Source organism: Hydrogenophaga sp. FG152 (assembly GCF_057809615.1).
On the sequence record NZ_JBMDKH010000001.1, the window covers coordinates 509,870 to 535,820 of the forward strand.

The window sequence follows — 25,951 nt, forward strand, 5'->3', positions numbered from 1 at the left end:
TCCCGATGGACCTTCCTTCTTTTCTGGCGCCGGCGGCCATTCTGGTGGCCCTGCTGGTGGACCGTTGCTGGGGCGAGCCGCCCGCGCGCTGGCACCCGGTGGTGGGGATGGGGCGCTACCTCGGGGTGCTGGGCCCGCGCATCGCGCCGGCCTGGGGCGCACCCGCCGGCACCGTGCGGCCATTCGTGCTCGGTGCCTTGGCCTGGATGGCCGGCGCGCTGCTGGTGGTCGCCATTGCCTTCGCGCTGATGCGGTTCGTGAGCGGTGGGCCGGTGTGGTTGCAAGTCCTTGTCACGGGTCTGCTGCTCAAGCCCCTGCTGGCGTGGCGCATGCTGCGTGAGGAGGTGGTCGCGGTCGAAGCGGCGCTGGGCGACTCCCTGGCGGCGGGGCGCGAGCGCCTGGGCTGGCTGGTGAGCCGCGACGTGAGCGCGCTGGACGAGGCGCAGGTGCGCGAAAGCGCCATCGAATCGCTGGCCGAAAACCTCAACGACTCGGTGGTGGCGCCGCTGTTCTGGTTCGCCATCGCCGGCCTGCCGGGCGCGGCGCTCTACCGCTTCGCCAACACCGCCGACGCCATGTGGGGCTACCGGGGCGAGCGCCAGGGCCGCGACTGGACCTGGGCCGGCAAATGGGCGGCGCGCGCCGACGATGCGCTCTCGTGGTTGCCCGCGCGCCTCACCGGGGTCCTGCTGGGTTTTCTGGGCGCTTTCCGGGGCTGGCGCGCGCTGCCGGCGCAGGCGCGCCGCACACCGTCGCCCAACAGCGGCTGGCCCATGGCCGCGATGGCGCTCGCGCTGAATGTGCGCCTGGGCAAACCGGGTATCTATACATTGAATGCCGAGGGCCGCAGCCCGCAGGCCACCGATACCGCGCGGGCCCTGCAACTGGCGGGCGGGGTGGTACAAGCATTGGCAGCCGCGGCCGTGTTGTGGGCCACGTTCGCCTGGGGGAACACCGCATGACGCACGCACAGTCGACTTTCCACGGAGGCCCCGACGCGCTGGGCGTGCCGACCTGGGACTTCTCCACCAACGCCAACGCCTGCGGGCCCTGTCCCTCCGCGCAGGCCAGGGTGCTGCGGGCCGATGCGCGGCACTACCCCGACCCGGCCTACACCGCCTTGCGCGCATCGCTCGCGGCCTTCCACGCGGTGGCGGTCGAGCGCATCGTGATCGCCGGCAGCGCCAGCGAATTCATCGGCCGCATCACCGCCTGGGTGGCGCGCGAAGGCGGCCGGCGCGTCTGGCTGCCCGCGCTGGCCTACGGCGACTACGCCCGCGCGGCCAGTGCCTGGCGGCTGGAGCGCACGCCGGACCCGGCCCAGGCCGATCTGGCCTGGCTGTGCGAGCCGGCCAGCCCGCTGGGCCAGGCCGAGCCCCGGGCGCGCGCCGTGGCGGCGTCGGGCGCTGCCACGGTCGTGCTGGACCGCGCCTACGACCCCCTGCGCCTGAGCGGGCAGGGCAGCCTCGACCCGGCGGCCCTGGACCGGGTCTGGCAGCTCTGGACCCCCAACAAGGCGCTGGGCCTCACGGGGGTGCGCGGCAGCTACGCCATCGCCCCGGTGGGCGGGGAAAACATGGCGCGCTCGCTCGATCGGCTTGCGCCTTCGTGGCCGCTCGGCGCGCACGGCGTGGCCCTGCTCGAAGCCTGGACATCACCAGACGCGCAGGCCTGGGTGGCGCAGACCCGGCCCACATTGGCCCGTTGGACGGGCGACCTGCGGGCCTTGCTGGCCAGCCTGGGGTGGGCCGTGCAAGCCAGCGACGCACCTTATTTCTGTGCCGAGCCACCGCAGACACTCGACGCCCCGTCCCTGCGCTCGCAAGGCATCAAGCTGCGCGATGCCAACTCGTTCGGCCTGCCCGGCCAATGGCGCCTGAGTGCCCAGCCACCCGAGGCGCAGGCGGCCTTGCGCGCGGCCCTGGCGGCGCAAGAGGAGCGCGTGGCATGACGGCGCGTTGCGTGATGGTGCTGGGCACGACCAGCGGCGCGGGCAAGAGCTGGCTCACCACCGCCCTGTGCCGTCACTACGCGCGCCAGGGCCTGAGGGTGGCGCCGTTCAAGGCGCAGAACATGAGCAACAACGCCCGGGTTGTTGCCCCCACGCTCCACCGCTCGCGCGGGTCGCTGCCCCCCGAGGGGGCTGATTTTCCTTGGGGCGGCCCGGCGGAAAATCGGGGGCTTGGCGGGGAGATCGGTTCGGCGCAGTATTTTCAGGCCCTCGCCGCGCGCGCCGAGCCCGAGGTGCGCATGAACCCGCTGCTGCTCAAGCCCGAGGCCGACACACGCAGTCAGGTGGTGCTGCTGGGGCAGGTGAACGAAGCCCTGTCCGGCATGCCCTGGCGCGGGCGCAGCCTGCATGTGTGGCCGCAGATCGCCGCCGCGCTCGATGCGCTGCGCGAGGAGAACGACGTGGTGGTGATCGAAGGCGCGGGCTCGCCGGCCGAGATCAACCTGCACGCCAGCGACATCGTGAACATGCGCGTGGCCCTGCACGCGCAGGCGCGCTGCCTGCTCGTGACCGACATCGACCGGGGCGGCGCTTTCGCCCACCTCTACGGCACCTGGGCCTTGCTGCCACCCGAGGAGCGCGCGCTCATCCACGGCTTCGTGCTCAACAAGTTCCGGGGCGACGCCAGCCTGCTGGCGCCCGCGCCGCAACAGCTGGAGGAACTGACCGGCGTGCCCACGGTGGCGGTGCTGCCGATGTGGTGGCAGCACGGCCTGCCGGAAGAAGACGGTGTGTTCGACGACCGCACGCGCGCCTCGGGCGCCGTCCACAAAACGATCGCGGTGATCGCCTACCCGCGCATCAGCAACCTCGACGAATTCCAGCCGCTCAAGAACGTGCCTGGCGTGCGCCTGGTGTGGGCGCGCGCCCCGGCCGATTGCGCCGGGGCCGACTGGATCGTGCTGCCCGGCAGCAAGGCCACCGCATCCGATCTCGCCTGGCTGCGGTCGCAAGGGCTGGACCGTGCCATCGCCGCGCATGCCGCGCGGGGCGGGGCGGTGCTGGGGGTGTGCGGCGGCCTGCAGATGCTGGGCGAGGCGCTGATCGACACGCATGGCATCGACGGCAATGCGCCCGGCCTGGGCTTGCTGCCGCTGGTGACGCAGTTCGAGCCGCAGAAGACCGTGCGACACACGCAGGCCCGCTTCGGCCGCCTCACCGGGGTGTGGGCCGCGCTCTCGGATGTGGACGCAGCGGGCTACGAGATCCACCACGGCCAGACGCTGCCGCACGCGGCCATGGCCGCCGCCGGCGACCTGGCGCGCGAGGCGCTGCCCGCCGGCCTGGGTTGGCAGAACGCGCAGGGCAACGTGCTCGGCGTCTACCTGCACGGCCTGTTCGAAGACCCGCGCGTGCTGCACGCGCTGTTCGGTGCCACCGCGCCCACGCTGGAGACCGTGTTCGACGGCCTGGCCGATTTCCTTGCCACCCACATCGAGCCTCGCGTGCTCGACCAACTCATCGGGAACTGACATGAATCCCCTCACCGACATCACCCAACCCGAGCTCGCTCAAGCGCTGCAGCGCGCGCTGGACAGCAAGACCAAACCCGTGGGCTCGCTGGGCCGCCTGGAAACCCTGGCGCAGCGCATCGGCCTGATCCTGGGCACCGAGCGGCCCGAGCTGCGCGCGCCGCAGATGCTGGTGTGCGCGGCCGACCACGGCCTGGCCGCGCGCGGCGTGTCGGCCTTTCCGAGCGACGTGACCTGGCAGATGGTCGAGAACTTCCTCGCCGGTGGCGCGGCGGTGAGCGTGCTGGCGCGCCAGCACGGCATCGGCCTGAACGTGGTGGACTGCGGCGTGCGGCACGACTTCGCGGCGCGCGAAGGCCTGTTCATCCGCAAGGTCGCGCCCGGCACGGCCGACGCGCTCGACGGCCCCGCCATGAGCGCGGCCCAATGCGCGCAAGCCATCGAGAACGGGCGCGAGGTGCTGCGCGGCCTGCCGGGCAACGCGCTGCTGCTGGGCGAAATGGGCATCGGCAACACCTCGTCGGCGTCGATGCTGCTGGCGCGCCTGGCCGGGCTGGATGTGGCCGACGTCACCGGCGCCGGCACCGGCCTGGACGCGGCGGCGGTGCAGCGCAAGATCGGCATCCTGCGCGAAGTGCTGGCGCGCCATGCCGAGGCCACCGCGCCGCTGGACGCGCTGGCCGCCTTCGGCGGTTTCGAGATCGCCACGCTCACCGGCGCGGTGCTGCAGGCGGCCGAAGAACGGCGCGTGATCCTGGTCGATGGCTTCATTGCCACCGCCGCCGTGCTGGTGGCCGCGCACCTGCAACCCCACGTGCTGCAGCGCTGCGTGTTTGCGCACTGCTCGGGCGAGCGCGGCCACGCGCTGATGCTCGCGCACCTCAAGGCCGTGCCGCTGCTCGACCTGGGCCTGCGCCTGGGCGAAGGCTCGGGCGCCGCGCTGGCCTGGCCCCTGCTGGTGAGCGCCTGCGCGCTGCTGCGCGAGATGGCCAGCTTCGAATCGGCCGGCGTGTCGCGCCAGGACGAGGCCACCCCCGCGCGCCACTGACATGACCACGTTCGCCCGCCACTTCCTGCTGGCCCTCCAGTTCTTCACCCGCATCCCGGTGACGGGGCGGCTGGCCGCCTGGGTGGGCTTCAGCCCGGCCATGCTGCGCGCGAGCGCGGCGCATTTTCCCGGCGTGGGCTGGGTGGTGGGCGGGCTCACGGCGGCGGTGCTGTGGGGCCTGCTCGCGCTGCTGCCGCCGGTGCCTGCCGCGCTGTGGGTGGCGGTGGTGCTCAGCACCGTGTTCAGCGTGATGCTCACCGGCGCCTTCCACGAAGACGGCCTGGCGGACCTGGCCGACGGCCTGGGCGGCAGCGCGCAGCGCGAGCGCGCGCTGGAGATCATGAAGGACTCGCGCATCGGCAGCTACGGCGCCATCGCGCTGGTGCTGGTGCTGCTCACCAAGGTGGCGCTGCTCGTGCTGCTGGCGCAGGGCAGCGGGTGGCTGGCGGTGGTGGCGCTGTTCGCCGCGCACGTCACCTCGCGGACCTTGCCCCTGTTCGTGATCCGCACGCTGCCGCACGTGGGGGACACGCCGCAGTCCAAGAGCAAGCCGCTGGCCGAGAGCCTGTCCAACGCCGGCCTGATCGCCGGCCTGGTCTGGTGGGCGCTGGCGATGGTGCTGGCGTGGTGGCTGCTGCCAGGGGCACCCTGGGGGCCTGGCGTGCTGGGGTCCTTGGTTGGGCTGGTCTGGATGTGGCGCCTGCTGCAGCGCCGCCTGCAGGGCTTCACCGGCGATGGCCTGGGCGCCACGCAGCAGGTGGGCGAGCTGTTGTTCTACCTGGGGCTGGCCTTGGCGCTGCCGGTGCTCGCATGAAACTCTGGCTGCTGCGGCATGCCCCGGTGATGCTGGGCCCGGGCCTGTGTTATGGGTCGAGCGACGTGCCGGCCCATGCCGCGCTCACGCGGGAAGCGGCCATGGCAGTCTCGCCCTTGCTGCCGCCGGGCACGCCGGTGTGGGTGTCGGGCCTGTTGCGCGCGCAGCAGCTCGCGGCCGCGCTGCAGGCCGAGCGCAGCGACCTGGGCGCCGCGCGCATCGACACGCGGCTCAACGAAATGGACTTCGGTGTCTGGGAGTTGCAGCGCTGGGACGCCGTGCCACCCGAGGCCTTCGACGCCTGGATGGCCGACTTCGCGCACCACCGCTTCGGCGGTGTCGAGAGCACGCAGATGCTGCTCTACCGCGTGGCCGCCGCGCTGGGCGAGCTGCGGCCCGCGACCAGCACCGACGTGCTCTGGATCACCCACGCCGGCGTGATCCGCGCGGTGCGGCACATCCTGGCCCAGGGTGTGCATATCCGCGAAGCGGCCGAGTGGCCCAAGGACGCGCCCGAGCCGGGCGGGTGGGTGACGGTCGAACTCTGATCGGAGGAGCGCCTACAGCCCGAGCCAGCCCAGCAGCTCGCGCAGCTTCTTCTCGGTGCTGGTGTCGAAGGCCTGGATGCCCACGCTTTTGAGCACCGCCTGCCCGGCTTCGTTGTCAGGCAGGGCGATCAGGGCCTTCTGCATGGCGTCGATCTGGGCCGGGGTGAAATCGCGGTCCACGATCAGCGGAAAGTAGGGCTGCGACACGCTGGTGTGCAGCACGCGGTGGCCGCTCTTGTCCAGCGACTTGGCCACCCCCGAGTACGAGGCCACGCCGCCCACGTCGGCGAACTTGTTGGTGAGGTAGAACGGCACCGCGCCCTGTTCGCGCACGCGCTGCACGTTCTCCTTGCCGATGTCGATGCCCGCGTCGCGCAGGGCCGAAGCGCAGAACTTGGCCATGTAGGCCGCCGGCTCGGGCAGCACCAGACGCTTGCCCTTGATGTCGGCCACCGTCCTGTACGCCGATTCCTTGGGCACGACGATCAGGCACTGCCCGTCGGGCTTGGCCGAGGCCACATAGCGGTAGCCGTAGTCGCGCATGCCCCGGGCCGGGAAGTCGCTCGGCCGCGCCATGGCCAGGGCGAAGCGCCGCTCCTTCATGCCCTCTTCGAGCGAGGAGAACTCGCGGATGAACACCACGTTCACCTTCTGGTTGATGCTCTTGCCGATGGCATCGGCCAGGCCCTGGTACTTGGCGATCACGCGCGCATGGTCGGTGCCGCCGGACGTGCCTTCGCTGATGGCGAGGATGAGGTCTTTGGCCTGGGCCGATCCCGCGCACAGCGACAGGGCCAGCACGCTGCGCGCAAACAATGATTTCATTCTGATATTCCCCTGGATGGAAAGAGTTCATCCTAGATGCACCAAAGGTGTGCGCCTCGACCCTGGCGACGAACGTGACATTCAGCACGCCTGGACGGCAGTGCGCCCGAGCGGGCGGCTCAGAGAACGAGGGTCTTTTCCCTGAAATCGCAGCAGGCGATCACCGCGCAGCGCGGGCACAGCGGCTTGCGCGCCTGGCACACGTAGCGCCCGTGCAGGATCAGCCAGTGGTGCGAGTCCACCGCGTAGGCGGGCGGCACGCGCTTCATCAGCTGCAGCTCCACCGCCAGCGGCGTCTTGCCCGGCGCCAGGCCGGTGCGGTTGCTCACGCGGAAGATGTGCGTGTCCACCGCCATGGTGGGTTCGCCGAAGGCCACGTTGAGCACCACGTTGGCGGTCTTGCGGCCCACGCCGGGCAGGGCCTCGAGCGCCTCGCGCGTGCCGGGCACCTCGCCACCGTGCTGTTCCACCAGCATGCGGCAGGTCTGCATCAGGTGCTTGGCCTTGCTGCGGTACAGGCCGATGGTCTTGATGTACCCCTCCAGCCCTTCCAGCCCCAGGTCGAGGATGGCCTGCGGCGTGTTAGCCACCGGGAACAGCTTGCGCGTGGCCTTGTTGACGCCCACGTCGGTCGCCTGCGCCGAGAGCAGCACGGCGGCGAGCAGTTCGAACACGCTGGTGTACTCCAGCTCGGTCTGCGGGGTGGGGTTGGCGGCCTGGAGCGTGGCGAAAAAAGCTTCGATCTGGGTGGGCGTCATGGGCTGGGATTCTCGCTCAGCCGCGCTCGGCCTCGGCGCGCAGCCAGTTCGCGAAGTCCAGCGCGTCGGGGTTGTCGTGCGCGTGCTCCGCCACTTCCACGTAATACCCCCGGCGTGTGGCCGCGCCCCCGCTGCGAAAGGGCGCCACCAGTTGCTTCTTGTCCAGCAGCGACTGCAGCAGCGGCAACCGGCCGATCACCACCCCCTGGCCGGCCACGGCGGCGGCCACCGCGTCGGCGTACTGGGTGAAGTGCATGGCGTTCTTCATGCGCATGTCCTGCAGGCCCATCACCTGGAACCAGGGGTCCCAGTCCGAGGTGATGGCATGACCGGCGGGTCTTTCCACGGTCAGCAGCGTGTGGTGGGCCAGGTCGGCGGGCTGGCGCAGCGGCGCGCCTGGCTGGCGCAGCAGGGACGGCGCGCACAGGGGCTGCACCACTTCTTCGAACAGCGCCCGCCCGCGGCCGGCGCTGGACGGCACGAAGCGCACCGCCACGTCCAGCCGATGGCGCTCCAGGTCCATCATGTCCATCGTGGCGGAGATGCGCACGTCCACCAGGGGATGGTCGGCGGCGAAGCGGGCCAGGCGGGGAATCAGCCAGAGCGAAGCGAAACCCTGTGTGCAGGTCATGGCGACCTGGCGCAGGCGCGGGCCGGGGCGCACGCGCGCCGAGGCGTCGCGCAGCCGCTCCAGCGCATCGCGCGTGGCCCGCTGCATCACCTCGCCGGCCTCGGTCAAGACCAGCGCGCGGTGCCGCCGCTCGAACAGCGGCGTGCCCAGGCTGTCTTCGAGCAGCTGGATCTGCCGGCTCACGGCCGATTGCGTGAGGTTGAGTTCCTGCGCGGCCAGCGTGAAGCTCAGCGTGCGCGCCGCCGCATCGAAGCAGGGCAGCAGGTCCAGCCGCAGCATCTGCGAGCGTGGCAGCGGGAGCCGTTCGGCGCCGGTTTTCACATTCTTGAATGGCATGCGAAGCATTCGAAATGAACGTTTGTGCAGTATAGGGAGGCTCCGTACAGTCATGCACATCCCTGATGCGAAAGGAGTGTTCCATGACAACCGACACCTTGACCGTGGACCTGAACATGCCCCACCGGGCGGTGAAGGCCATCCCCTCGGGCGCCTTGCGCCTGGTCTGCCGCGAAGGCAGCGTCTGGATCACGCTGGACCACGACCAGCAGGACGTGATCCTCAACGCGGGCGACGCCTTCGTCACCCAACCGCACCACCGCGTGATCGCCTACGCCCTGCAGACCGCCGTGCTGCGGCTGGAGCCGCTGCCCTGCGCGCGGCGCGCCACCGCCTCGCGCTGGAACTGGCTGCCCCGGCGCCACGCGCGCGGTCTGGCCTCCGCCTGAGGACGCCCCACGCCGGTGCGCGAGAATGGAGGCCGTTGTCCACCACGACCTCTCGGAAATCGCCACCATGCCCTTCACCATTCCCTTCGCCGACCGCCTCAACAACGTCGAAACCTCCGCCATCCGCGAACTCTTCAAGCTGCTGGGCAAGCCCGGCATCATCAGCTTTGCCGGCGGCTTTCCCGACAGCGCGATGTTCGACGTGGACGGGATCCGCGAAGCGGTGAACGCCGCGCTGACCGAAGAGGCCGGCGGTGCGCTGCAGTACGGCGCCACGGAGGGCTACCAGCCCCTGCGCGAACAGCTCGCCGCCTTCATGGCCAGCAAGGGCGCGAAGGACGTGGGCGCGAACGACCTCATCGTCACCACCGGCAGCCAGCAGGGCCTGGACCTGCTGGGCAAGACGCTGATCTCGCCCGGCGACAAGGTCATCGTCGAAGGCCCGACCTTCCTCGCCACCATCCAATGCTTCCGCCTCTACGGTGCCGAACTCATCAGCGCGCCGGTGGACGGCGACGGCGTGAAGACCGACGAACTGGAAAAACTCATCGCCGAACACAAGCCCAAGTTCGTCTACCTCATCCCCACCTTCGGCAACCCCAGCGGCGGCCTGCTCAGCCTGGAGCGGCGCAAGCAGGTGCTGGAGATGGCGGTGAAGCACGACACGCTGATCGTGGAAGACGACCCCTACGGCGACCTCTACTTCGGCGCGGCCCCGCCGCCCAGCCTGCTCGCGCTCAGCCCCACCGTGCCCGGCAGCCGCGAGCGCCTGGTGCACTGCGGCTCCCTGAGCAAGGTGCTCAGCCCCGGCCTGCGCGTGGGCTGGATGGTGGGCCCGGCCGAGCTGCTGGCCAAGGCCACCATGTGCAAGCAGTTCAGCGACGCCCACACCAGCACCTTCGCCCAGGCCACCGCCGCGCAATACCTCAAGGCCGGCCGCATGCCCGCCACGCTGGACAAGGTGCGCAAGGTCTACGCCGAGCGCGCCACCACCATGGGCAACGCCCTGCGCCGCGAGCTGGGCGATGCGATCGACTTCGTGCAACCGCAGGGCGGCCTGTTCGTCTGGGCCAGCCTCACGGGGGCCGGTGGCAAGGTGAAGGACGGCGGAGAGCTGGCCAGGCGCGCGATCGAAAAAGGCGTGGCCTTCGTGCCAGGCGCGCCGTTCTTCGCGCGCAACCCCGACCACGCGACGCTGCGCCTGTCCTTCGCCACCGTGGGGCTGGAGAAGATCGAGGAAGGGATCGGGCGCCTGGGCCAGGCGGTCTGATGCCCCCAGGGCCAACCTGCCAGACCCTGTTGAAGGGTCTCCCACGCCTTGGCTGGACAGGGGTTGGGCTTTCATGTACTGTACGGAGATACAGTATTTTGAAGCTGCCCATTTTCCCCGCGCATCCATCCCGCCATGCTGCCCGCCGTTTCCTGGCAGGAGGACGATCCGTCCCCGGCCCCCACACCCGTTCGCCCGGCGCCGCCGCCCGCTGGTGGCCTGCCGGCGGCCGTGGCCGCGGCGCTGTGGCGGGGTGACCAGCTCGGCGCGCCGGTCTCGGCGGTGTGGCCCAGCGGCTTCGCCGCGCTGGACGCGCAGTTGCCTGGCGGTGGCTGGCCCGGCCATGGGCTGACCGAAATCCTCACCCCGCACAGCGGCACGCTGGAATGGCGCCTGCTCGGGCCGGCGCTGCGCCAGGTCTGTGCCGCCGGGCAGGCGGTGGTGGTGATCGGCCCACCGCTGGCGCCGCACCTGCCCGGCCTGCGCTTCGAAGGCCTCGACGAGCGCCAACTGGTCTGGGTGCAGGCCGACACAGCGGCCGAGCGCCTGTGGTCGGCCGAGCAGCTCATCAAGGCCCAGGCCGGCGGCGCGATCGTCGCCTGGCTGCCGCGGGCGAGGGCAGAGCAGATCCGCCGGCTGCAGGTGCTCGCCACCGGCTTCGAGTCGCCGGTCTTCGTGTGCCGGCCCATGCATGCCCTGGGCGAGTCCTCGGCCGCGCCGCTGCGCGTGCAGGCCTGCGTGGGGGTGGACTGGGAACTGCACCTGCGCATTGCCAAGCGCAAGGGCCCGCCGTTGGACGAGACCCTGCACCTGCCCTCGGTCCCCGCCAGTCTGGCCGCCGTCCTTCCGCCCCGGCTGCGCGAGCCCAGCCGGTGGTTGCACCGTCGAGAGAACGACCATGTTGTGGTCCGCCCTGCTGCCCAGCCCGAGCACCGGCACCGCACCGCCCACTGAGGCCGCGCCGCAGCGCGCGCTGGCGACCTGGGCCTTGCAGTTCACACCTCGCGTGGCCTTGGCCGACGAAGCCGTGCTCATGGAGGTGGCGGCCAGCGCGCGCCTGTTCGGCGGCCGGCGGGCCCTGCGCGACCGCGTGTGGGGTGAGGCCCGCGAACTCGGCGTGGCGCAGCTGGCCTGGGCGCCCAATGGCCTGGCCGCGCTCGCGCTGGCGCGCGCCGGCATCGAGAACGGTTTCCAGCGCCCGCTGGCCGCGCTGCTCGACACCCTGCCCATGGACACGCTGAGCGCGGTGCAGCCGCACCGGCTCACGCTCGAACACATCGGCTGCCGCACGCTGGGCGATGTGCGCGCGCTGCCACGTGGCGGCATTGCCCGACGTTTCGACGCGCAACTGCTGCGGGCGCTCGACCAAGCCTATGGGACGGTGCCCGAGGCGCACGACTGGGTGGCGCTGCCCGAGCATTTTGAAGAGCGGCTCGAACTCATGGCCCGCGTGGAGCAGGCGCCGGCCCTGCTGTTCGGCGCGCGGCGCCTGCTGCGCGTGCTCAGCGGCTGGCTGGCCGCGCGGCGCGCGGGCGTCACCGCCTTCACGCTGCGCTGGGCACACGACGCGATGCGTGCTCGCGCGGCGGGCGAGGGCGGCGAGATCACCATCCGCACCGCCGAGCCCACGCGCGACATCGAACACCTCTGCCGCTTGCTGGGTGAGCACCTGGCGCGCGTGAAACTGCTCGCGCCCGTGGGCGACCTGGTGCTGGTGGCCACCGAGGTGCGGCCCCTGCACGACGTGAGCGCCTCGCTGCTGCCCGACATCGTGCGCCAGGGCGAACAGCTGGGCCTGGTGCTGGAGCGGCTGTCCGCCCGCCTGGGGCCGCAGCGGGTGCTGCGCCCGGTGCTGCGCGAAGACCACCGCCCCGAATGGATGTGCCGCTGGCAGCCGGCCGCGCTGCCCTTGCCGCGCCAGGGCGCGCCCGGCACCGGGCTGCCCCAGCCCGGCTTTCTGCTGCCGGTGCCGCTGCGCCTGCTGGTGCAGGACGAGCGCCCGGTCTACCACGGCCGTCTGGTGCTGCTGCTCGGGCCGCAGCGCGTGGAAGGCGGTTGGTGGGACCGGGTGGACGGCGAAGACCGCATGCACCACGTGGTGCGCGACTACTGGGTGGCCCTGTCCGCCGAGGCCGGCGTGGTGTGGGTGTTCCAGACCCGCCTGCACGATGCCCCTGCCTGGTACCTGCATGGGCACTTTGCATGAACACGACGGCCGCTCTTCCCGACTACGCCGAGCTGCGGTGTCTCTCCAACTTCAGCTTTCTGCAAGGCGCCAGCCACCCGGAGGAACTGGTCGAGCGCGCGGTGGAACTGGGGTACCGCGCCCTGGCGATGGTGGACGAGTGTTCGCTCGCCGGCGTGGTGCGCGCGCACGTGGCCGCGAAGAAACATCGATTGCCTTTGCTGATCGGCAGCCAGTTCCGGGTGCGTTGCGATGCGCCGTTCACCCTCGTCGTGCTGGCCTGCCACCTCGACGGCTACGGCAACCTCTGCGAGTTCATCACCCGCCTTCGTCGTGCCTCGCCCAAAAAGGGCACCTACCGGCTGACGATCGGCGACATCGACGCCGAAGCCCTGACCGACTGCGTGGTGATCGCGGTGCCCGACACCGCTTGCGATCAAGGCCAGATGGACACCATCGCCCGTTGGCTGCTGTGGAATTTCCGTGGCCGTTGCTGGCTCGGCGTGGAACAGCTCTGCCGCTTCGACGACGAAATGCGGTTGCACCAGCTGCGCCAGAGCAGCGCGCTCACCGCCGTGCCGCTGGTGGCTGTGGGTGACGTGCGCATGCACGTGCGCTCGCGCAAACCCCTGCACGACGTGCTCACCGCGATCCGCATTGGCAAACCACTCACCGAATGTGGTTTTGCGCTGGAGCCCAATGCCGAGCAGCGCTTGCGCCTGCGTTCGACGCTGGGCAGCCTCTACCCCGCTGAGCTGCTGGCGGAAACGCTGGCGGTGGTCGGGCGCTGCGACTTCTCGCTCGATGAGTTGAGCTACCAGTACCCGAGCGAGGTGATTCCCGCAGGGGAGACGCCACAGAGTTACCTGCGGCGGTTGACCGAGGAGGGTGCCCAGCAGAAATGGCCGGGCGGAATCAGCCCCAAAAATGCGCAGCAGATCGAGCATGAGCTCGAACTCATTGCCTTCAAGCGGTACGAGCACTACTTCCTGACGGTGTACGACATCGTCGCCTTTGCGCGTTCGCAAAACATCCTGTGCCAGGGGCGTGGTTCGGCGGCCAACAGCGTGGTCTGCTACTGCCTGGGCATCACCGCAGTGAACCCCGATTTGACCGGTCTGCTGTTCGAACGCTTCATCTCGCGCGAACGCGACGAGCCGCCCGACATCGATGTCGACTTCGAGCACGAGCGCCGCGAAGACGTCATCCAGTACCTTTACGAGAAGTACGGACGAGAGCGCGCCGCGCTCACCGCCACCGTCATCAGCTATCGGCCCCGCAGCGCTCTGCGAGACGTGGGCAAGGCGCTGGGCTTCGAAGAGGGCTCGCTGAACGTGCTGGCCCAACAGTCGCGCTGGTGGGACGGACATGGCATCGCCGTCGAGCGGTTGCAGGAAGCCGGCCTTGACCCGGAAGACCTGAAGGTGCGTCAACTGCTGGAACACACCTCCACACTGATGGGTTTTCCGCGCCACCTCTCACAGCACACCGGCGGTTTCGTGCTGACGCAACTGCCGCTTTCGCGCCTGGTGCCCATCGAGAACGCCGCCATGGCAGGGCGCACCGTTATCGAATGGGACAAGGACGATCTCGATGCCTTGAAGATGCTCAAGGTGGACGTGCTCGCACTGGGCATGCTCACGGCCTTGCGCAAGGCCATGGCGCTGATCGGCCAGAAAGAGGGGCGCACTTTCGAACTGGAAGACGCGACCCCGGACGACAAGCCCACCTACGACATGATCTGCGCCGCCGACACCGTGGGTGTGTTCCAGATCGAGAGCCGCGCGCAGATGAGCATGCTGCCGCGCCTGCGGCCGGGCTGTTACTACGACCTCGTCATCGAGGTTGCGCTGGTGCGGCCCGGGCCCATCCAGGGTGGCGCGGTGCACCCCTATCTGAAGCGGCGACAGAAAAAAGAGGAGGTGAGCTATCCAGGGCCTGAGCTGAAAGAAGCATTGGGGCGGACACTGGGCGTGCCCATCTTCCAGGAGCAATGCATGCAGATCGCCGTGTTGGCCGCCGGTTTCACACCCGATGAGTCCGACCAGTTGCGCCGCGCCATGGCCGCCTGGAAGCGCCACGGCCATGTGCAGAAATACGAGGAGCGGCTGGTCAAAGGCATGACCGACCGGGGCTACGAACTTGAATTCGCCCAGAGCATCTTCGAGCAGATCAAAGGCTTCTCCAGCTACGGTTTCCCCGAAAGCCACGCCGCCAGCTTCGCGCTGCTGGTCTATGTGAGCGCGTGGATCAAATGCCACCACCCCGCCGAGTTCCTCACCGCGCTGCTCAACAGCCAGCCGCTGGGTTTCTACACGCCCAGCCAGCTGGTGCAGGACGCGAAACGCCACGGCGTGGTCGTGCGGCCGGTGGACGTGATGCACAGCGACCGCGACAGCACGATCGAAGCCGACGGCGCGGTGCGGCTGGGCCTGCGCCTGGTCAGTGGCATCGGCCAGGAGGCGGCCGAGCGCATCGTGCGGGCGCGCGCGCAACAAGCCTTGCGCAACGCGCAAGACCTCGCGCGCCGCGCCAGCCTGGACCAGCCGCAGATGAAAGCGCTGGCTGCCGCCGATGCCCTCGGGGGCCTGAGCGGCCACCGCCGCCAGCAGGTGTGGGACGCCGCCGCGCTGCGCTCAGCGCCGGCGCTGCTCAAAGGCGCGCCGGTGGAGGAGGCCCCGCTGGCCTTGCCCGCCGCACCCGAAGGCGAGGCCATCGTGTGGGACTACGCCAGCACCGGCCTCACCCTGCGCCGCCACCCGCTCGCCCTGCTGCGTGAGGAGCTCGCCAGGCGCCGGTGCATGACCGCCGAACAACTTCAGGACGCACCCAATGGCCGTCTGGTGCGCCACTGCGGCATCGTCACCCTGCGCCAGCAGCCCGGCACCTCCTCGGGCGTGGTGTTCGTGAGCCTGGAGGACGAAACCGGCGTGGTGCAGGTCATCGTGTGGCAACGCATCCGCGAGCGCCAGCGCGCCGTGCTCACCGGCGCGCGCCTGCTGGCCGTGCGTGGTGTGTGGCAGCGCGAGGGCGAGGTGCGCAACCTCATCGCCGGCCACCTCGAAGACCTCACGCCCTTGCTCAACGGCCTGTCCACCGTCAGCCGGGATTTCCATTGAAGCCCATCGGCGCTAGGATCGCCCGCATGAACCTCGATACTTGGCTCATCTACCTCCTGGCGGCGGCCGGCCTGTCCCTCTCGCCCGGCCCCAACGGCCTGCTCGCGCTCACGCACGGCGTGCTGCACGGCCAGCGCAAAACGCTGTTCACCATCTTCGGCGGCACGCTGGGCTTCGTGGCCGTCATCGCGCTGTCCATGTTCGGCATCGGCGCGCTGCTGCAGACCTCGCTGGTGTGGCTCACCGCGCTGAAGTGGCTCGGTGGCGCGTACCTCGTGTGGCTGGGCATCCAGGTCTGGCGCTCACCGCCCGTGGGCGTGCAGCTCACCCAGGACGACCGGGCCGGGCCGGCGCGCTCAGGCGCCTCGCTGTTCCGGCAGGGTGCCCTGTCCGCCGTCACCAACCCCAAGGGCATCCTGTTCTTCGCGGCCTTCCTGCCGCAGTTCATCGACCCGCACCGCAGCCTGCTGCTGCAGTTCCTGATCATGGCCGGCACCTTCGCGCTGGTCGAGGCCATCACCGAGCTGTTCATCGCCGGCATGGCCGCGCGCATCAGCCCCTGGCTGCGCCGCGTGGGCAAGCGCTTCAACCAGGTCTGTGGCGGCATCTTCGTGGCCATCGGGCTGGCGCTGCCGTTGCGCGGCTGAGGGGGCAGCTCACAAAAAAACCGCCCCGAAGGGCGGTTTGCGCGATGGGAGAAGCGGTTTAAGTCTTTTCCTTGGCGGCCTTCACGGCGCGGTCGTGAACTGCCTTGGCGTCCGCCTTGCACACCTTCTGGGCGTCGCCGGCCTGGTCTTCGCATTTTTCCTTGGCGAGGTCGTAGGTGGTGTCCGCCTTGACCTCCTCAAGCTTGCGGGCGTTGCCCAGCGTGGCCTTGTACTTGTGCTCCAGCTCGGCCTTCTCGACCTTTTCCTTGCCCTTGGCTTCGACTTCGCAAATGTCCTTGGCGTTGTCCTTGAGGGCATCGCACGACTTCTTCGCGGTCTTGTAGTTCATCTCCACGCGGTCTTTGGCCGCGTCGTATTCGGCCTTGGTCATGGCCTGGGCCGATGCGATGGCAGAGGCGGCGCACAGGGTGATGGCAGTGAGTGTCTTGATGTACATGGTTTTCATCTCCTGAGGGTTTCGAGAAACTTCATCTTCGCCCTGCGGCTGCGTGCCCTCCGTAGGAAAAGCGCGCCGAGCCGTGTAGGAGAAGAAGCTTCCCGGGCTACGATGGCATGCTCAAAGAGAGATGGCTGAAAGGACGCCTCGAACCCATGAACTTCGGTGGAAACCTCAAAGCCTGGGCGAAGCGCACCAGGCGCGATGGCATGACCCTGTGGTTGGCCGGCAAACACCCGCGCACGCCCTGGCATGCGAAGGCACTGGGCATCTTCGTGGTGGCCTACGCGCTGAGTCCCATCGACCTGATTCCTGATTTCATTCCCGTGCTCGGCTACATCGACGACGTGCTGCTGTTGCCGGTCTTGATCTTGCTGGCTATCAAGCTCCTGCCTTCCGATGTGCTTCAGGAATGCCGTCGCGAAGCGGACCGGTGGATGGAGACCAGGGGCGCCAGACCCCGCAGCCGACTGGGGATGCTGATGGTGGTCGGCATCTGGATGGCCCTGGGCGCGGCCGCGTTCGTCTGGCTTGTTCGATGACCCTCGCGGAGCCTCTGCCCATGCCTGCCTTGACCCCGATGACCCGCACCGAACACGTTCACTCTGCAGGTGCCGCCGTCCTGTGGCGATGGGCATCGTTGGCGGGGATGGTGCTGCTGACAGGCTGTGTTGTGCCGCCGCCCACCGCCACCACCGATTCCCTCGGCATTGCGTTCATCCGGGTGCCCGCGGGCGAGTTCCTGATGGGCAGCGACGAACCGGTGTCGGCGCTGGCCGTGGCCTATCCCGGGCTGGAGCGGTCCCGCTTCGAGGGCCTGTCGGACGAAGCCCCGGTGCACCGAGTGCGCATCACCAAGCCCTTCGAGATGAGCCGCCACGAGATCACGGTGGGTCAGTTCCGGGTGTTCCTGCAACGCTCGGGCCATGTGCCCGAATCGGTCGCGGATGGCACCGGGGGCTATGGTTACAACCCGGCCTACGACCCCGCCACCAGCCCCCGGCGCGATGCGTTCGAGGGGCGATCCCCGCGCTACTCCTGGCAGAACCCTGGCTTCGCGCAGGGCGACGACCACCCGGTGGTGAACGTCACCTGGAACGACGCGGTCGCGCTGGCCCGCTGGCTGTCACAGCAGGAGGGCCGCACCTACCGCCTGCCGACGGAGGCCGAGTGGGAGTACGCGTGCCGCGCCGGCGGCACGGGCCGCTACCAGCATGGCGACGACCCGGCGGGGCTGATCGGGGTGGGCAACACGTTCGATGAAGACGCCGCCGTGAACTGGCCGGCCTGGCGCGATCGGGCGGTGCCCGGCCGCGATGGCCATGCGTTCACGGCGCCCGTGGGCGTCTACACCGCGAACGCCTTTGGCCTGCACGACATGCATGGCAATGTGTGGGAGTGGGTATCGGACTGGCATGGGGACGACTACTACGCGCAGTCGCCCATGGACGACCCGACGGGCCCGGCCGATGGCGCGGTGAAGGTGCGCCGAGGCGGCTCCTGGCACACCTGGCCCTTGTACACGCGGTGCGCGTTCCGCAACTGGAACACGGTGCAGACGCGTTACACGCTGGTGGGCATCCGCCTGGTGCGCGAAGCTTCTCGTTGAACGGCGTTACTTTCGATCGCCGGCCAGCTGGTCGGTGATGAGACTCCAGTGCTCCGGGCTCACCGGTGTGATCGAGAGCCGGTTGCCGCGCTTGAGCACCACCATGTCGGCCAGCTCGGGCGTGTCGCGCAACTCGGGCAGTCCGATCAGCCGCGTCTTGCGCAGGGCCTGCACGTCCAGCAGCAGCCAGCGCGGCGCGTCGGGTTTCGACGCGGCGTCGAAATAGGGTGATTTGGCGTCGAACTGCGTGGGATCAGGCCGCGTGGTGGAGGCCACGCGCGCGATGCCGGCGATGCCCGGCTCGGGGCAGCTGGAGTGGTAGAACAGCACGCCGTCGCCGACCTGCATGCCGTCGCGCATGAAGTTGCGGGCCTGGTAGTTGCGCACCCCGGTCCAGGGCACGGTGGCTTTCGGGGCGGCGAGCGCGTCGTCGATCGAGCACTCGTCGGGCTCGGATTTCATCAGCCAGTATTGGGTCATGGTGGTGTCCTTTCCCTGCCTCAATGCAGCTTCACCAGCGGCGTCGCCCGCTTCACGAGGAAGCGCGCCACCGCCAGCACGCCGGTGCGCAGGGTGCCGAGCACGGCCTGGTGGTGCATCAGGTGCAGGCTCACGTACATCATGCGGGCGAACATGCCTTGCACGTACCAGGTGGAGCGGAACAGGTTGCCCATGAGGTTGCCGACCGAGGTCTGCGTGCCCAGCGAAACCAGCGAGCCGTGGTCCTTGTAGACGTAGGGCCGGGTGCCCGCGGGCCGGTCGCTGGCGCGGCGCAGCAGCGCGTCAACGAGGTAGCTGGCCTGCTGGTGCGCGGCTTGGGCGCGCGGGGGAACGAAGCCACCATCGGCCGTGGGGCAGGCGGCGCAATCACCCAGCGCGTAGAGGTCGGACTGGCCTTTCACCAGCAGGTTGCCTTCCACCTCCAGCAGGCCGGCGCGGGTGGTGGGCAGGCCGAGGGTGCCCAGCACGTCGGGGGCCTTGATGCCGGCGGCCCAGACCACGATGTCGGCCGCAAACACGCGGCCGGTGGCGTCTTCCACCAGCTCGGACGTGATGCGCGCGACGCGGCAGTTGGTTTCGATGGTGACGTGGCGTTCGCGCAGCAGCTGCGCGGCGGCGGTGGACACTTTTTCGGGCAGCGGCGCGAGGATGCGGGCCGCGCCTTCGAGCAGGGTGATCTGCACGTCGCGGTGCGGGTCGAGCCGGCGAAAGCCGTAGCGCGAGTGCACCACGCTGGCTTCGCGCAGCTCGGCCGCGAGTTCCACGCCGGTGGCGCCGCCGCCGATGATGACCACGCGCACCTGGGCTTGCGAGCCCGCGCTCTTGCGCAGTTCGGCCGCCGTGAGCAGCTTGAGCATGCGCAGGCGGAAGTGTTCGGCGTCGGCCGGGCGGTTGAGCGAGAGCGTGTGTTCGGCCGCGCCGGGCACGTTGAAGTGGTTGGCCGTGCTGCCGACCGCGATCACCAACTGGTCGAAGGGCAGGGTGCGCTCGGGGATGAGTTCCTCGCCGGTTTCGTCGGTGATGGGCGCCACGGTGAGGGTCTTGCCGGTGGCATCGAGCGCGGTCATGGCACCGAAGCAGAAGGTGAAGCGGTTGTCGTGCGCGAGCATTTCGTACGACAGGCCTTCCTGGTGGATGTCCAGCGTGCCGGCGGCGACTTCGTGCAGCGAGGGTTTCCAGATGTGGAAGAGCTGCTGGTCGACCAGGGTGACCTGCTCCGCGCCGAGCTTGCGCCCGAGTTTGCAGGCCAGTTCCAGGCCGCCCGCGCCGCCACCCACGATCACGATTCTTGTGTGCATTCTTTTCGTCCCAGTGGAAGATCGGCGTCCACTGTAGACGACGCGGCCCTCCCTCAGCTTCGCTCGGGCTTGTGGCCGGTCACGAGCACGAACTCGGCCGGCACCGCGTAGCCGGCGCCGCTGCGCCAGGGCGCGAGCGCGTCGAGGTAGCGGGCGCAGGCCCGCGCGCGCGCCTCGTCGCCAAAGCGCGACCAGGCCAGCGCCACCGGGCCGCCGGCGAAGGCGGCGCGGCAGGCTTCGTCGCCGCTGGCGTAGTGCAGGGTGGTGTTCAGGCGCTCGGTCCGCAGGCCGGTCGCGCCGGCCTGGCCGCACAGCCGCGCCAGCGCGTCGCCCTGGCCGAGGCGGAAGAACAGCGGGCAGACTTCGGTGGTCACTTCGGCATCGACGATGGGAAACAGCGCCGACCAGCCGCAGCGCGCTCGCTCGCCCCACACCGCCAACCCCAGGCGGCCGCCCGGGTGCAGCACGCGCACCAGTTCCTTCAAAGCCTGCTCGGGTTCGGGCAGGTACATGAGGCCGAAGGCGCACAGCGCGGCGTCCAGGCTGGCATCGGCCAGCGCCAGCTGTTCCGCGTCCATGCGCTCCCAGCGCATGTGCCGCTGCCCGGCGGCCCGCGCGCGGCGCTCGGCGGCCTGCACCATGCGCTCCGAGAGGTCGACCCCGATCACCTGGCCCTGCGGCCCCACGCTGTGCGCGGCGCGCAGGGCGACCAGGCCGGTGCCGCAGGCCACGTCGAGCACGTGTTCACCGGTTTGCAGCGCCATGCGCTCCAGCAGGCGAGCCTGGGCGGGCGCCAACTGGTCCTGCCACAGCGCCTCGTAGCCGTCCGCGGCCAGGTCCCAGCCGTAGCGCTGCACGCGGCGTTGAAGGCGCGCGTCCATGGTGGGCCCTTTCGTCAGCGGCGGGTGATGACGATTTCGAGGTACTCGCTGGGCACCACCAGCGCGGTGGGCCCGCCCCGGTTGAGGCGGTTGAGCAGTTCGGTGAGGTCGCTCTCCAGCGCCTGGGCCTTGTCGGGCGGCAGCGCGGCGAAGGCCTTGTGCACCGGGCCGTACCAGGTGCGGAACACGTCGATGAAGTGCGCGGCCGAGCGGTAGCGGAAGTTGAACAGCCGGGGGGTGGCGTCGATCTTCGCGGCGGTGGGACCGAAGAGCTCGCGCAGATGTGCCTCCGTACCCCAAAGCGAGGGCGGTTGCACGCCGGCCGGTGGTGGCAGCTGGCGCCCCAAGGTCTTGAACAGTTGGCCGATGAAGCCTTCGGGCGTCCAGTTGGCCAGGCCGATGCGCCCGCCGGGGCGGCAGACGCGCGCCATCTCGGCCGCGCTGCGGGCGTGGTCGGGCGCGAACATCACGCCGAAGGTGGAGAGCACCACGTCGAAGCTGGCGTCGTCAAAGGGCAGTTCTTCCACGTCGGCGACCTGGAATTGCACGTCCAGCCGCTCGGCCTGCGCGCGCTCGGCGCCGCGTTCGAGCAGGGTGGGCACGTAGTCGGTGGAGGTGACGCGGGCGCCCCGGCGCGCCGCGGCGAGGGTGGCGTTGCCGTTGCCGGCGGCCACGTCGAGCACGCGCTCGTCCCAGCGCAGATCGCAGGCCTCGGCGAGCGATTCGCCCACGAGTTGCAGCGTGGTGCCAATGACGGCGTAGTCGCCGCTGGCCCAGGCGGCCTGCTGGCGGGTTTTCAGGGCAATGAAGTCGGTCGGTGCGTTCATGGTGTGTGTCTCGCTGAAGGGTGGCTGGCGTGCGGGCCGCGGTGATCGATGGCCCGGCATGCAGTGGAACGCGAGGCGGTGTGTGGTGTCCTGCCCGAGGCGCGCTCAGGGCTGCCCGATCGTCCGGATCTGGCCCGGGGCGCTGGTGCGGCTGACCGCACGTCCGGAAATGCTGTCCCGGCGTCCGGCCCGGGTGCATGAGCCGACGTGCTGCCTTGGTGCCTGGGAGCAGGGCGACCATAATGCCTCGGCCCGGAGGTGTACCGTGACGCAACAACACATCGCAGAGGCCCTGCAGCGCGTGCAAGCCGTGCTGCTGCGCCGGCCCGAGAGCGGCTTGCACGAGGACGGCCCAGCCACCGCGCGCTGGACCGGCGGCACGCGCGTGGTGGCCAGCCACGCCAACGGCACGCAGGTGCCTTCCGACATGCCGAGCGAACTCGGCGGCACCGGCGATCTGGTGACGCCGGGCTGGCTGTTCCGCGCGGGGCTGGCGTCCTGCGCGACCACCTCCATCGTGATGGCGGCGGCGGCCGAGGGTGTCGAACTCACCAGCCTGGAGGTGAAGGCGACCAGCCGCTCCGACACGCGCGGCCTGCTCGGCATGCGCGATGCCGACGGACAGGCGGTGAACGCCGGGCCAGGGGATGTGCAGTTGGCCGTGCGCGTTCAGGCCAACGGCGTGCCGCCCGAACGCCTGCGCGCGCTGGTGCAGGCGGCGGTGGGCCGCTCGCCGATTCCCAACGCGTTGCAGGCCGCGACGCCGCTGGCCTTGCGCATCGATGCTGGCTGAAAAGGCATGGACGCCTTGTCCGAAACCCTGCGCGTGGTGCAACTGGTGGGCGCCATCTTTCTCCAGGGCCGCTTCACCGCGCCCTGGTGCTACCAGTCGCCGCGCGCCGACGCGGCCGCGCCGCTGCTGGAGCCCGATGCCGAGCGGGTGGTGATCTTTCACTTGGTCACCGAAGGCGAGTGTTTCGTGGAGCTGGACCACCAGCCGCCGGTGCGGCTGGGCGCGGGGGATGTGATCGTGTTCTCGCAGGGCGATGCGCACCGCATGGGATCGGCCCCCGGCCTCACGCCCGCGCCCGCCACGCCGTTGAAGGAACTGCTGCAGCGCCGGCCCCGGCAGCTGATGTACGGCGGGGGCGGCGCGCCGACCCGGCTGCTGTGCGGCTACCTGGCCTGCGATGCGCGGCTGGCCCGCCTGCTGCTGGCCGGGCTGCCGCCGCTGGTGCGGGTGAACGTGCGCGGATCGAACGCGGGCACCTGGCTGGAAGCCTCGGTGCGCTACGCGCTGGCCGAGGCGCGCTCGCCCCGGCCGGGCGGTGCGGGCGTGTTGTCCAAGCTGGCCGAGGTGCTGTTCATCGAGGTGCTGCGGCTCTACATCAACGAGCAGAGCGCGGGCCGCACCGGCTGGCTCGCGGGCCTGGGCGACCGCGTGGTGGGGGCCGCACTCAACGCGCTGCACCAGCGCCCGGCGCACGCCTGGACGCTGGAGGAACTCGCGCGCGAGGCCGGCACCTCGCGCTCGGTGCTGGCCGAGCGTTTCCAGCACCTGGTGGGCAGCTCGCCCATGCAGTACCTGATCCAGTGGCGCATGATGCTCGCGGCCAACCTCCTCTGCCGCAGCAAGGCGCCGCTCTCGCGCATCGCCGAGGACGTGGGCTACCAGACCGACACGGCCTTCATCCGCGCGTTCCGGCGCGAGTACGGCGTGCCGCCGGCGACCTGGCGGCGCCGGCGCGCGGCGCAGGGGGACCTGGCCGAACAGACCTGATTCGCGCGGTTGTCCTCCGGGCACGGTTCTGGCTACGATGGGCCATGAACATGGTTGACTGGCTCCCCGAAGATTTCCCCCCGTTTATTGCCGCCTGGCTGCCCGCCCTGGTGCTCGTGCTGCCGCTGTGCCTGCTGGCCGAGCTGGTGTTCCGGGTCGGCCGCCGCGTGGTGCGGCGCGCCGCGCAGCGCGCCCCCATGGTGGCCAGCGTGGGGCGCGCCATCGAGGCGCCGGCGCACCTGGCGCTGCAGTTGCTGGCGCTCAATCTGGCCTGGCAGCAGGGCCCCGAGGACTTGCCCGGGGTGGATCGCCTGCTCACGCTGCTGCTCATCGGCGTGTTCACCTGGCTGCTGGCGCGCGTGGTGCAGGGCGTGGCGCGGGGTGTGAACGAGGCCAACCCGCTGGCGGTGTCGGACAACCTCTCGGCGCGCCGCATCCAGACCCAGACCATGGTGCTCTCGCGCACCGTGCAGGGGCTGGTGGTGCTGATCGGCGTGTCCCTGATGCTCATGACCTTCCCGGCCGTGCGCCAGATCGGCACCAGCCTGCTGGCTTCGGCCGGCGTGGTGGGCATCGTGGCGGGTTTCGCGGCGCGGCCGGTGCTGGGCAACCTGATCGCGGGCCTGCAGATCGGCCTGAGCCAGCCGATCCGCATCGACGACGTGGTGATCGTGGAGAACGAGTGGGGCGTGATCGAGGAGATCACCGGCACCTACGTGGTGGTGCGCATCTGGGATCAGCGGCGCCTGGTGGTGCCGTTGCAGTACTGGATCGAGAAGCCGTTCCAGAACTGGACGCGCCGCACCTCGGAACTCATCGGCACGGTGTTTCTCTGGGTGGACTACCGCATGCCGCTGGCGCCGCTGCGCGAGGCCTTGCAGGCGGCCTGCGAGAAGTCGCCCCACTGGGACAGGCGCTTCGCGCTGCTGCAGGTGACCGAAGCGGGCGAGAAGGCAATGCAGTTGCGCTGCCTCGTCACGGCCGCCTCGGCCCCTGCGGCGTGGGACCTGCGCTGCCACGTGCGCGAGCACCTGATCGATTTCATCCAGCGCGAGTACCCGGGTTATCTGCCGCGCCACCGGGCCGAGCTCGACCCGCCCGAGCCGGCGGCATCGGGCCCTGTGGTCAACGGACCGCCGCCGGTGGAGGGTGGCGCGGCCGAAATGGAGACGCCCAGCACGCCCAGCCCGCCACCGGCCCGTGGCTGACACGATTTTTTTGAAAGGACACCCCATGGACCCGTTCATGCAAGCCGCCATCGACGAAGCCCGGCTGGGCCGCGAGGAAGGGGGCATCCCGATCGGCTCGGTGCTCGTGCACCAGGGCCGCATCATCGGGCGCGGCCACAACCGACGGGTGCAGCAGGGCAGCGCCATCCTGCACGGCGAGATGGACGCGCTGGAGAACGCGGGCCGGCAGCCCGCGCGGGTCTACCAGGAATCGGTGATCTACACCACGCTCTCGCCGTGCCCGATGTGCAGCGGCGCGATCGCGCTCTACGGCATCCCGAAGGTGGTGGTGGGCGAGAACCAGACCTTCCTGGGCGAGGAAGACTGGCTGCGCGCTCGGGGCGTGGAGGTGCAGGTGCTGCAGGAACCGAGCTGCGTGCACCTGATGCGGGACTTCATCGCCGCCGAGCCCGGGCTCTGGAACGAGGACATCGGCGAGCCTTGAGGTGGCGCGGGGTCAGGGGCTGGCCGTGGCCTCGCCGGTGCCGCGCGACCTGACCACTTCGCAGTGCCAGCGGTCGTGCCGCAGGATGTGGCCGGCCGCCTCGAGCTGGCGCAGCGAACGCGCGATGGTCTCGCGCGTGGTGGAGAGCAGGGCGGCCAGCGCCACGTGGCTGGGCAGGCGGATCGCCTGACTGCGCTGCTCGCGCGCGTACAGCTGCAGCGTGGCGAGCAGCTTCTGCTGCAAGCCCTTGATGCGCATGACGCGCGACCAGTCGGCCAGTTGGCCGTGCGCGTCCACGATGTGGGCCTGGATGCAGGCGTGGAACTGGCGGTCCACCACGCCCAGGCGGTAGAAGTCGGGCACGTCCACGCTGCAGACCCGGCCGGTGGAGAGGGCCTGGGCGCCGATCTGTTCCTGGTGCCCGTAGACCGCGTAGCCCCCGAGGGTCTTGCCCCGGCCGAGCAGGGCCACCGGGTGCGGCTGCCCATCCTCACCCTGCCGGGTGGCCATCACGGCGCCGATCTTGATGATGGAGATGCGCTGCGCCACCACGCCTTCGAGCTGGAGCGCGTCGCCCTTGCCGAAGGCCGATTCCTCGATGCACGAGGCCAGCAGTTCGCGCGAGGCGTCCGGCAGGCCGCCCATGAGGCAGACCTGCAGCGTGGCGCAGTGGCTGCAGCGCGTCCGGCAGCGGGGCGGCGGGACAGGCGTGGCATCGGTGGCGGTCGGCTGTTTCATAGGGGCCCCGGGATTTAAACAAGGGTTCCTCCCCAGTAGACGCGAAACAGGGGCCTGGAAACGCGTGCTGCGTCACATCCGTTGCAGATTCCCGGTTTTCTGCTGCGTTTTTTGAGATGTCTCATGGCGCTTG

General features: G+C 70.2%; 27 protein-coding genes. 18 read left to right on the plus strand and 9 right to left on the minus strand.

Going from position 1 to position 25,951, the window contains the following annotated elements; all coding sequences use genetic code 11:
• Positions 1-5 precede the first annotated feature (5 nt).
• Genes cbiB through ACODTB_RS02495 form a run of 6 tightly spaced genes read left to right on the plus strand, consistent with a single transcriptional unit; the run spans position 6 to position 5,893 of the window.
• A complete protein-coding gene (cbiB, locus tag ACODTB_RS02470) occupies positions 6-962 on the plus strand; it encodes an adenosylcobinamide-phosphate synthase CbiB (protein ID WP_291111272.1) in 957 nt (318 codons plus the stop codon).
• Positions 959-1,951 carry an aminotransferase class I/II-fold pyridoxal phosphate-dependent enzyme gene (locus ACODTB_RS02475; RefSeq protein ID WP_291111270.1) on the plus strand — a complete coding sequence of 331 codons (993 nt, stop codon included), beginning with the start codon at positions 959-961 and terminating at the stop codon, positions 1,949-1,951. Before cbiB ends, ACODTB_RS02475 begins: the two co-directional genes overlap by 4 nt.
• Complete coding sequence (locus ACODTB_RS02480) at positions 1,948-3,483, plus strand: cobyric acid synthase (RefSeq protein ID WP_291111268.1); 1,536 nt, start codon at positions 1,948-1,950, stop codon at positions 3,481-3,483. The genes ACODTB_RS02475 and ACODTB_RS02480 overlap by 4 nt, the downstream gene beginning before the upstream one ends.
• Position 3,484: 1 nt before the next feature.
• Entirely contained in the window at positions 3,485-4,531 is a 1,047-nt protein-coding gene (gene cobT, locus ACODTB_RS02485; RefSeq protein ID WP_291111266.1) for a nicotinate-nucleotide--dimethylbenzimidazole phosphoribosyltransferase, read from the plus strand.
• A 1-nt stretch (position 4,532) separates the two neighbouring features.
• The gene (locus ACODTB_RS02490) at positions 4,533-5,345 is read left to right on the plus strand and encodes an adenosylcobinamide-GDP ribazoletransferase (protein WP_291111264.1); all 813 of its coding nucleotides are present in this window, start codon (positions 4,533-4,535) and stop codon (positions 5,343-5,345) included.
• Entirely contained in the window at positions 5,342-5,893 is a 552-nt protein-coding gene (locus tag ACODTB_RS02495; protein ID WP_291111262.1) for a histidine phosphatase family protein, read from the plus strand. Before ACODTB_RS02490 ends, ACODTB_RS02495 begins: the two co-directional genes overlap by 4 nt.
• A 12-nt stretch (positions 5,894-5,905) precedes the next feature.
• Here the strand turns inward: ACODTB_RS02495 and ACODTB_RS02500 are convergent, their stop codons facing one another.
• The 3 genes from ACODTB_RS02500 to ACODTB_RS02510 form a co-directional block, all read right to left on the minus strand.
• Positions 5,906-6,718, minus strand: coding sequence for a phosphate/phosphite/phosphonate ABC transporter substrate-binding protein (locus tag ACODTB_RS02500; RefSeq protein ID WP_291111260.1), 813 nt, complete (start codon positions 6,716-6,718; stop codon positions 5,906-5,908).
• A 119-nt stretch (positions 6,719-6,837) separates the two neighbouring features.
• Positions 6,838-7,476, minus strand: a complete 639-nt coding sequence (nth, locus tag ACODTB_RS02505) for an endonuclease III (protein WP_488929075.1) — start codon at positions 7,474-7,476, stop codon at positions 6,838-6,840.
• Between the two features lie 16 nt (positions 7,477-7,492).
• Positions 7,493-8,443 carry a LysR substrate-binding domain-containing protein gene (locus tag ACODTB_RS02510; protein WP_291115286.1) on the minus strand — a complete coding sequence of 317 codons (951 nt, stop codon included), beginning with the start codon at positions 8,441-8,443 and terminating at the stop codon, positions 7,493-7,495.
• Positions 8,444-8,526: 83 nt separating this feature from the next.
• Between ACODTB_RS02510 and ACODTB_RS02515 the strand changes: the two genes are divergently transcribed.
• From ACODTB_RS02515 to ACODTB_RS02540, 6 genes are all read left to right on the plus strand, one after another.
• Positions 8,527-8,832, plus strand: a complete 306-nt coding sequence (locus tag ACODTB_RS02515) for a DUF2917 domain-containing protein (RefSeq protein WP_291115287.1) — start codon at positions 8,527-8,529, stop codon at positions 8,830-8,832.
• A gap of 79 nt (positions 8,833-8,911) precedes the next feature.
• Positions 8,912-10,102 carry an aminotransferase-like domain-containing protein gene (locus tag ACODTB_RS02520; RefSeq protein WP_488929086.1) on the plus strand — a complete coding sequence of 397 codons (1,191 nt, stop codon included), beginning with the start codon at positions 8,912-8,914 and terminating at the stop codon, positions 10,100-10,102.
• Between the two features lie 135 nt (positions 10,103-10,237).
• On the plus strand, positions 10,238-11,056 hold the full coding sequence (imuA, locus tag ACODTB_RS02525; RefSeq protein WP_291115288.1) for a translesion DNA synthesis-associated protein ImuA: 819 nt from the start codon (positions 10,238-10,240) through the stop codon (positions 11,054-11,056).
• Positions 11,001-12,308 (plus strand): Y-family DNA polymerase, encoded by a 1,308-nt coding sequence (locus ACODTB_RS02530; protein ID WP_291115289.1) that lies wholly within the window; start codon positions 11,001-11,003, stop codon positions 12,306-12,308. The genes imuA and ACODTB_RS02530 overlap by 56 nt, the downstream gene beginning before the upstream one ends.
• Positions 12,305-15,406 (plus strand): error-prone DNA polymerase, encoded by a 3,102-nt coding sequence (locus tag ACODTB_RS02535; RefSeq protein WP_291115291.1) that lies wholly within the window; start codon positions 12,305-12,307, stop codon positions 15,404-15,406. The genes ACODTB_RS02530 and ACODTB_RS02535 overlap by 4 nt, the downstream gene beginning before the upstream one ends.
• Positions 15,407-15,432: 26 nt before the next feature.
• Positions 15,433-16,053 (plus strand): LysE family translocator, encoded by a 621-nt coding sequence (locus ACODTB_RS02540; RefSeq protein WP_291115293.1) that lies wholly within the window; start codon positions 15,433-15,435, stop codon positions 16,051-16,053.
• A gap of 58 nt (positions 16,054-16,111) precedes the next feature.
• Here the strand turns inward: ACODTB_RS02540 and ACODTB_RS02545 are convergent, their stop codons facing one another.
• Positions 16,112-16,510, minus strand: a complete 399-nt coding sequence (locus ACODTB_RS02545; protein WP_291115295.1) for a hypothetical protein — start codon at positions 16,508-16,510, stop codon at positions 16,112-16,114.
• 155 nt (positions 16,511-16,665) lie between these two features.
• On the opposite strand from ACODTB_RS02545, the gene ACODTB_RS02550 reads away from it, so the two are divergent.
• Both ACODTB_RS02550 and ACODTB_RS02555 read left to right on the plus strand, forming a co-directional pair.
• The gene (locus ACODTB_RS02550; protein WP_291115296.1) at positions 16,666-17,052 is read left to right on the plus strand and encodes a YkvA family protein; all 387 of its coding nucleotides are present in this window, start codon (positions 16,666-16,668) and stop codon (positions 17,050-17,052) included.
• A gap of 107 nt (positions 17,053-17,159) precedes the next feature.
• Positions 17,160-18,119: a formylglycine-generating enzyme family protein gene (locus ACODTB_RS02555; protein WP_488929087.1), complete on the plus strand. Its 960-nt coding sequence runs from the start codon at positions 17,160-17,162 to the stop codon at positions 18,117-18,119.
• 6 nt (positions 18,120-18,125) lie between these two features.
• Here ACODTB_RS02555 and ACODTB_RS02560 read toward each other — a convergent pair whose 3' ends face one another.
• From ACODTB_RS02560 to ACODTB_RS02575, 4 genes are read right to left on the minus strand one after another with little or no spacing between them, the layout of a single operon-like run.
• A complete protein-coding gene (locus tag ACODTB_RS02560; RefSeq protein ID WP_291115300.1) occupies positions 18,126-18,599 on the minus strand; it encodes an EVE domain-containing protein in 474 nt (157 codons plus the stop codon).
• 20 nt (positions 18,600-18,619) lie between these two features.
• Complete coding sequence (locus ACODTB_RS02565) at positions 18,620-19,918, minus strand: NAD(P)/FAD-dependent oxidoreductase (RefSeq protein ID WP_291115302.1); 1,299 nt, start codon at positions 19,916-19,918, stop codon at positions 18,620-18,622.
• A 53-nt stretch (positions 19,919-19,971) separates the two neighbouring features.
• A complete protein-coding gene (locus ACODTB_RS02570) occupies positions 19,972-20,799 on the minus strand; it encodes a class I SAM-dependent methyltransferase (RefSeq protein ID WP_291115304.1) in 828 nt (275 codons plus the stop codon).
• A 14-nt stretch (positions 20,800-20,813) separates the two neighbouring features.
• Complete coding sequence (locus tag ACODTB_RS02575) at positions 20,814-21,626, minus strand: class I SAM-dependent methyltransferase (protein ID WP_291115306.1); 813 nt, start codon at positions 21,624-21,626, stop codon at positions 20,814-20,816.
• Between the two features lie 265 nt (positions 21,627-21,891).
• Here ACODTB_RS02575 and ACODTB_RS02580 point away from each other — a divergent pair, with 265 nt between their 5' ends.
• From ACODTB_RS02580 to ACODTB_RS02595, 4 genes are read left to right on the plus strand one after another with little or no spacing between them, the layout of a single operon-like run.
• Positions 21,892-22,419, plus strand: coding sequence for an OsmC family protein (locus ACODTB_RS02580; RefSeq protein WP_291115308.1), 528 nt, complete (start codon positions 21,892-21,894; stop codon positions 22,417-22,419).
• Between the two features lie 6 nt (positions 22,420-22,425).
• The gene (locus tag ACODTB_RS02585; RefSeq protein WP_291115309.1) at positions 22,426-23,406 is read left to right on the plus strand and encodes an AraC family transcriptional regulator; all 981 of its coding nucleotides are present in this window, start codon (positions 22,426-22,428) and stop codon (positions 23,404-23,406) included.
• 44 nt (positions 23,407-23,450) lie between these two features.
• Complete coding sequence (locus ACODTB_RS02590) at positions 23,451-24,614, plus strand: mechanosensitive ion channel family protein (RefSeq protein ID WP_488929076.1); 1,164 nt, start codon at positions 23,451-23,453, stop codon at positions 24,612-24,614.
• Between the two features lie 25 nt (positions 24,615-24,639).
• The gene (locus tag ACODTB_RS02595) at positions 24,640-25,080 is read left to right on the plus strand and encodes a nucleoside deaminase (RefSeq protein ID WP_291115313.1); all 441 of its coding nucleotides are present in this window, start codon (positions 24,640-24,642) and stop codon (positions 25,078-25,080) included.
• A gap of 12 nt (positions 25,081-25,092) precedes the next feature.
• Here ACODTB_RS02595 and ACODTB_RS02600 read toward each other — a convergent pair whose 3' ends face one another.
• On the minus strand, positions 25,093-25,818 hold the full coding sequence (locus tag ACODTB_RS02600; RefSeq protein WP_291115315.1) for a Crp/Fnr family transcriptional regulator: 726 nt from the start codon (positions 25,816-25,818) through the stop codon (positions 25,093-25,095).
• Positions 25,819-25,951: the final 133 nt, after the last annotated feature.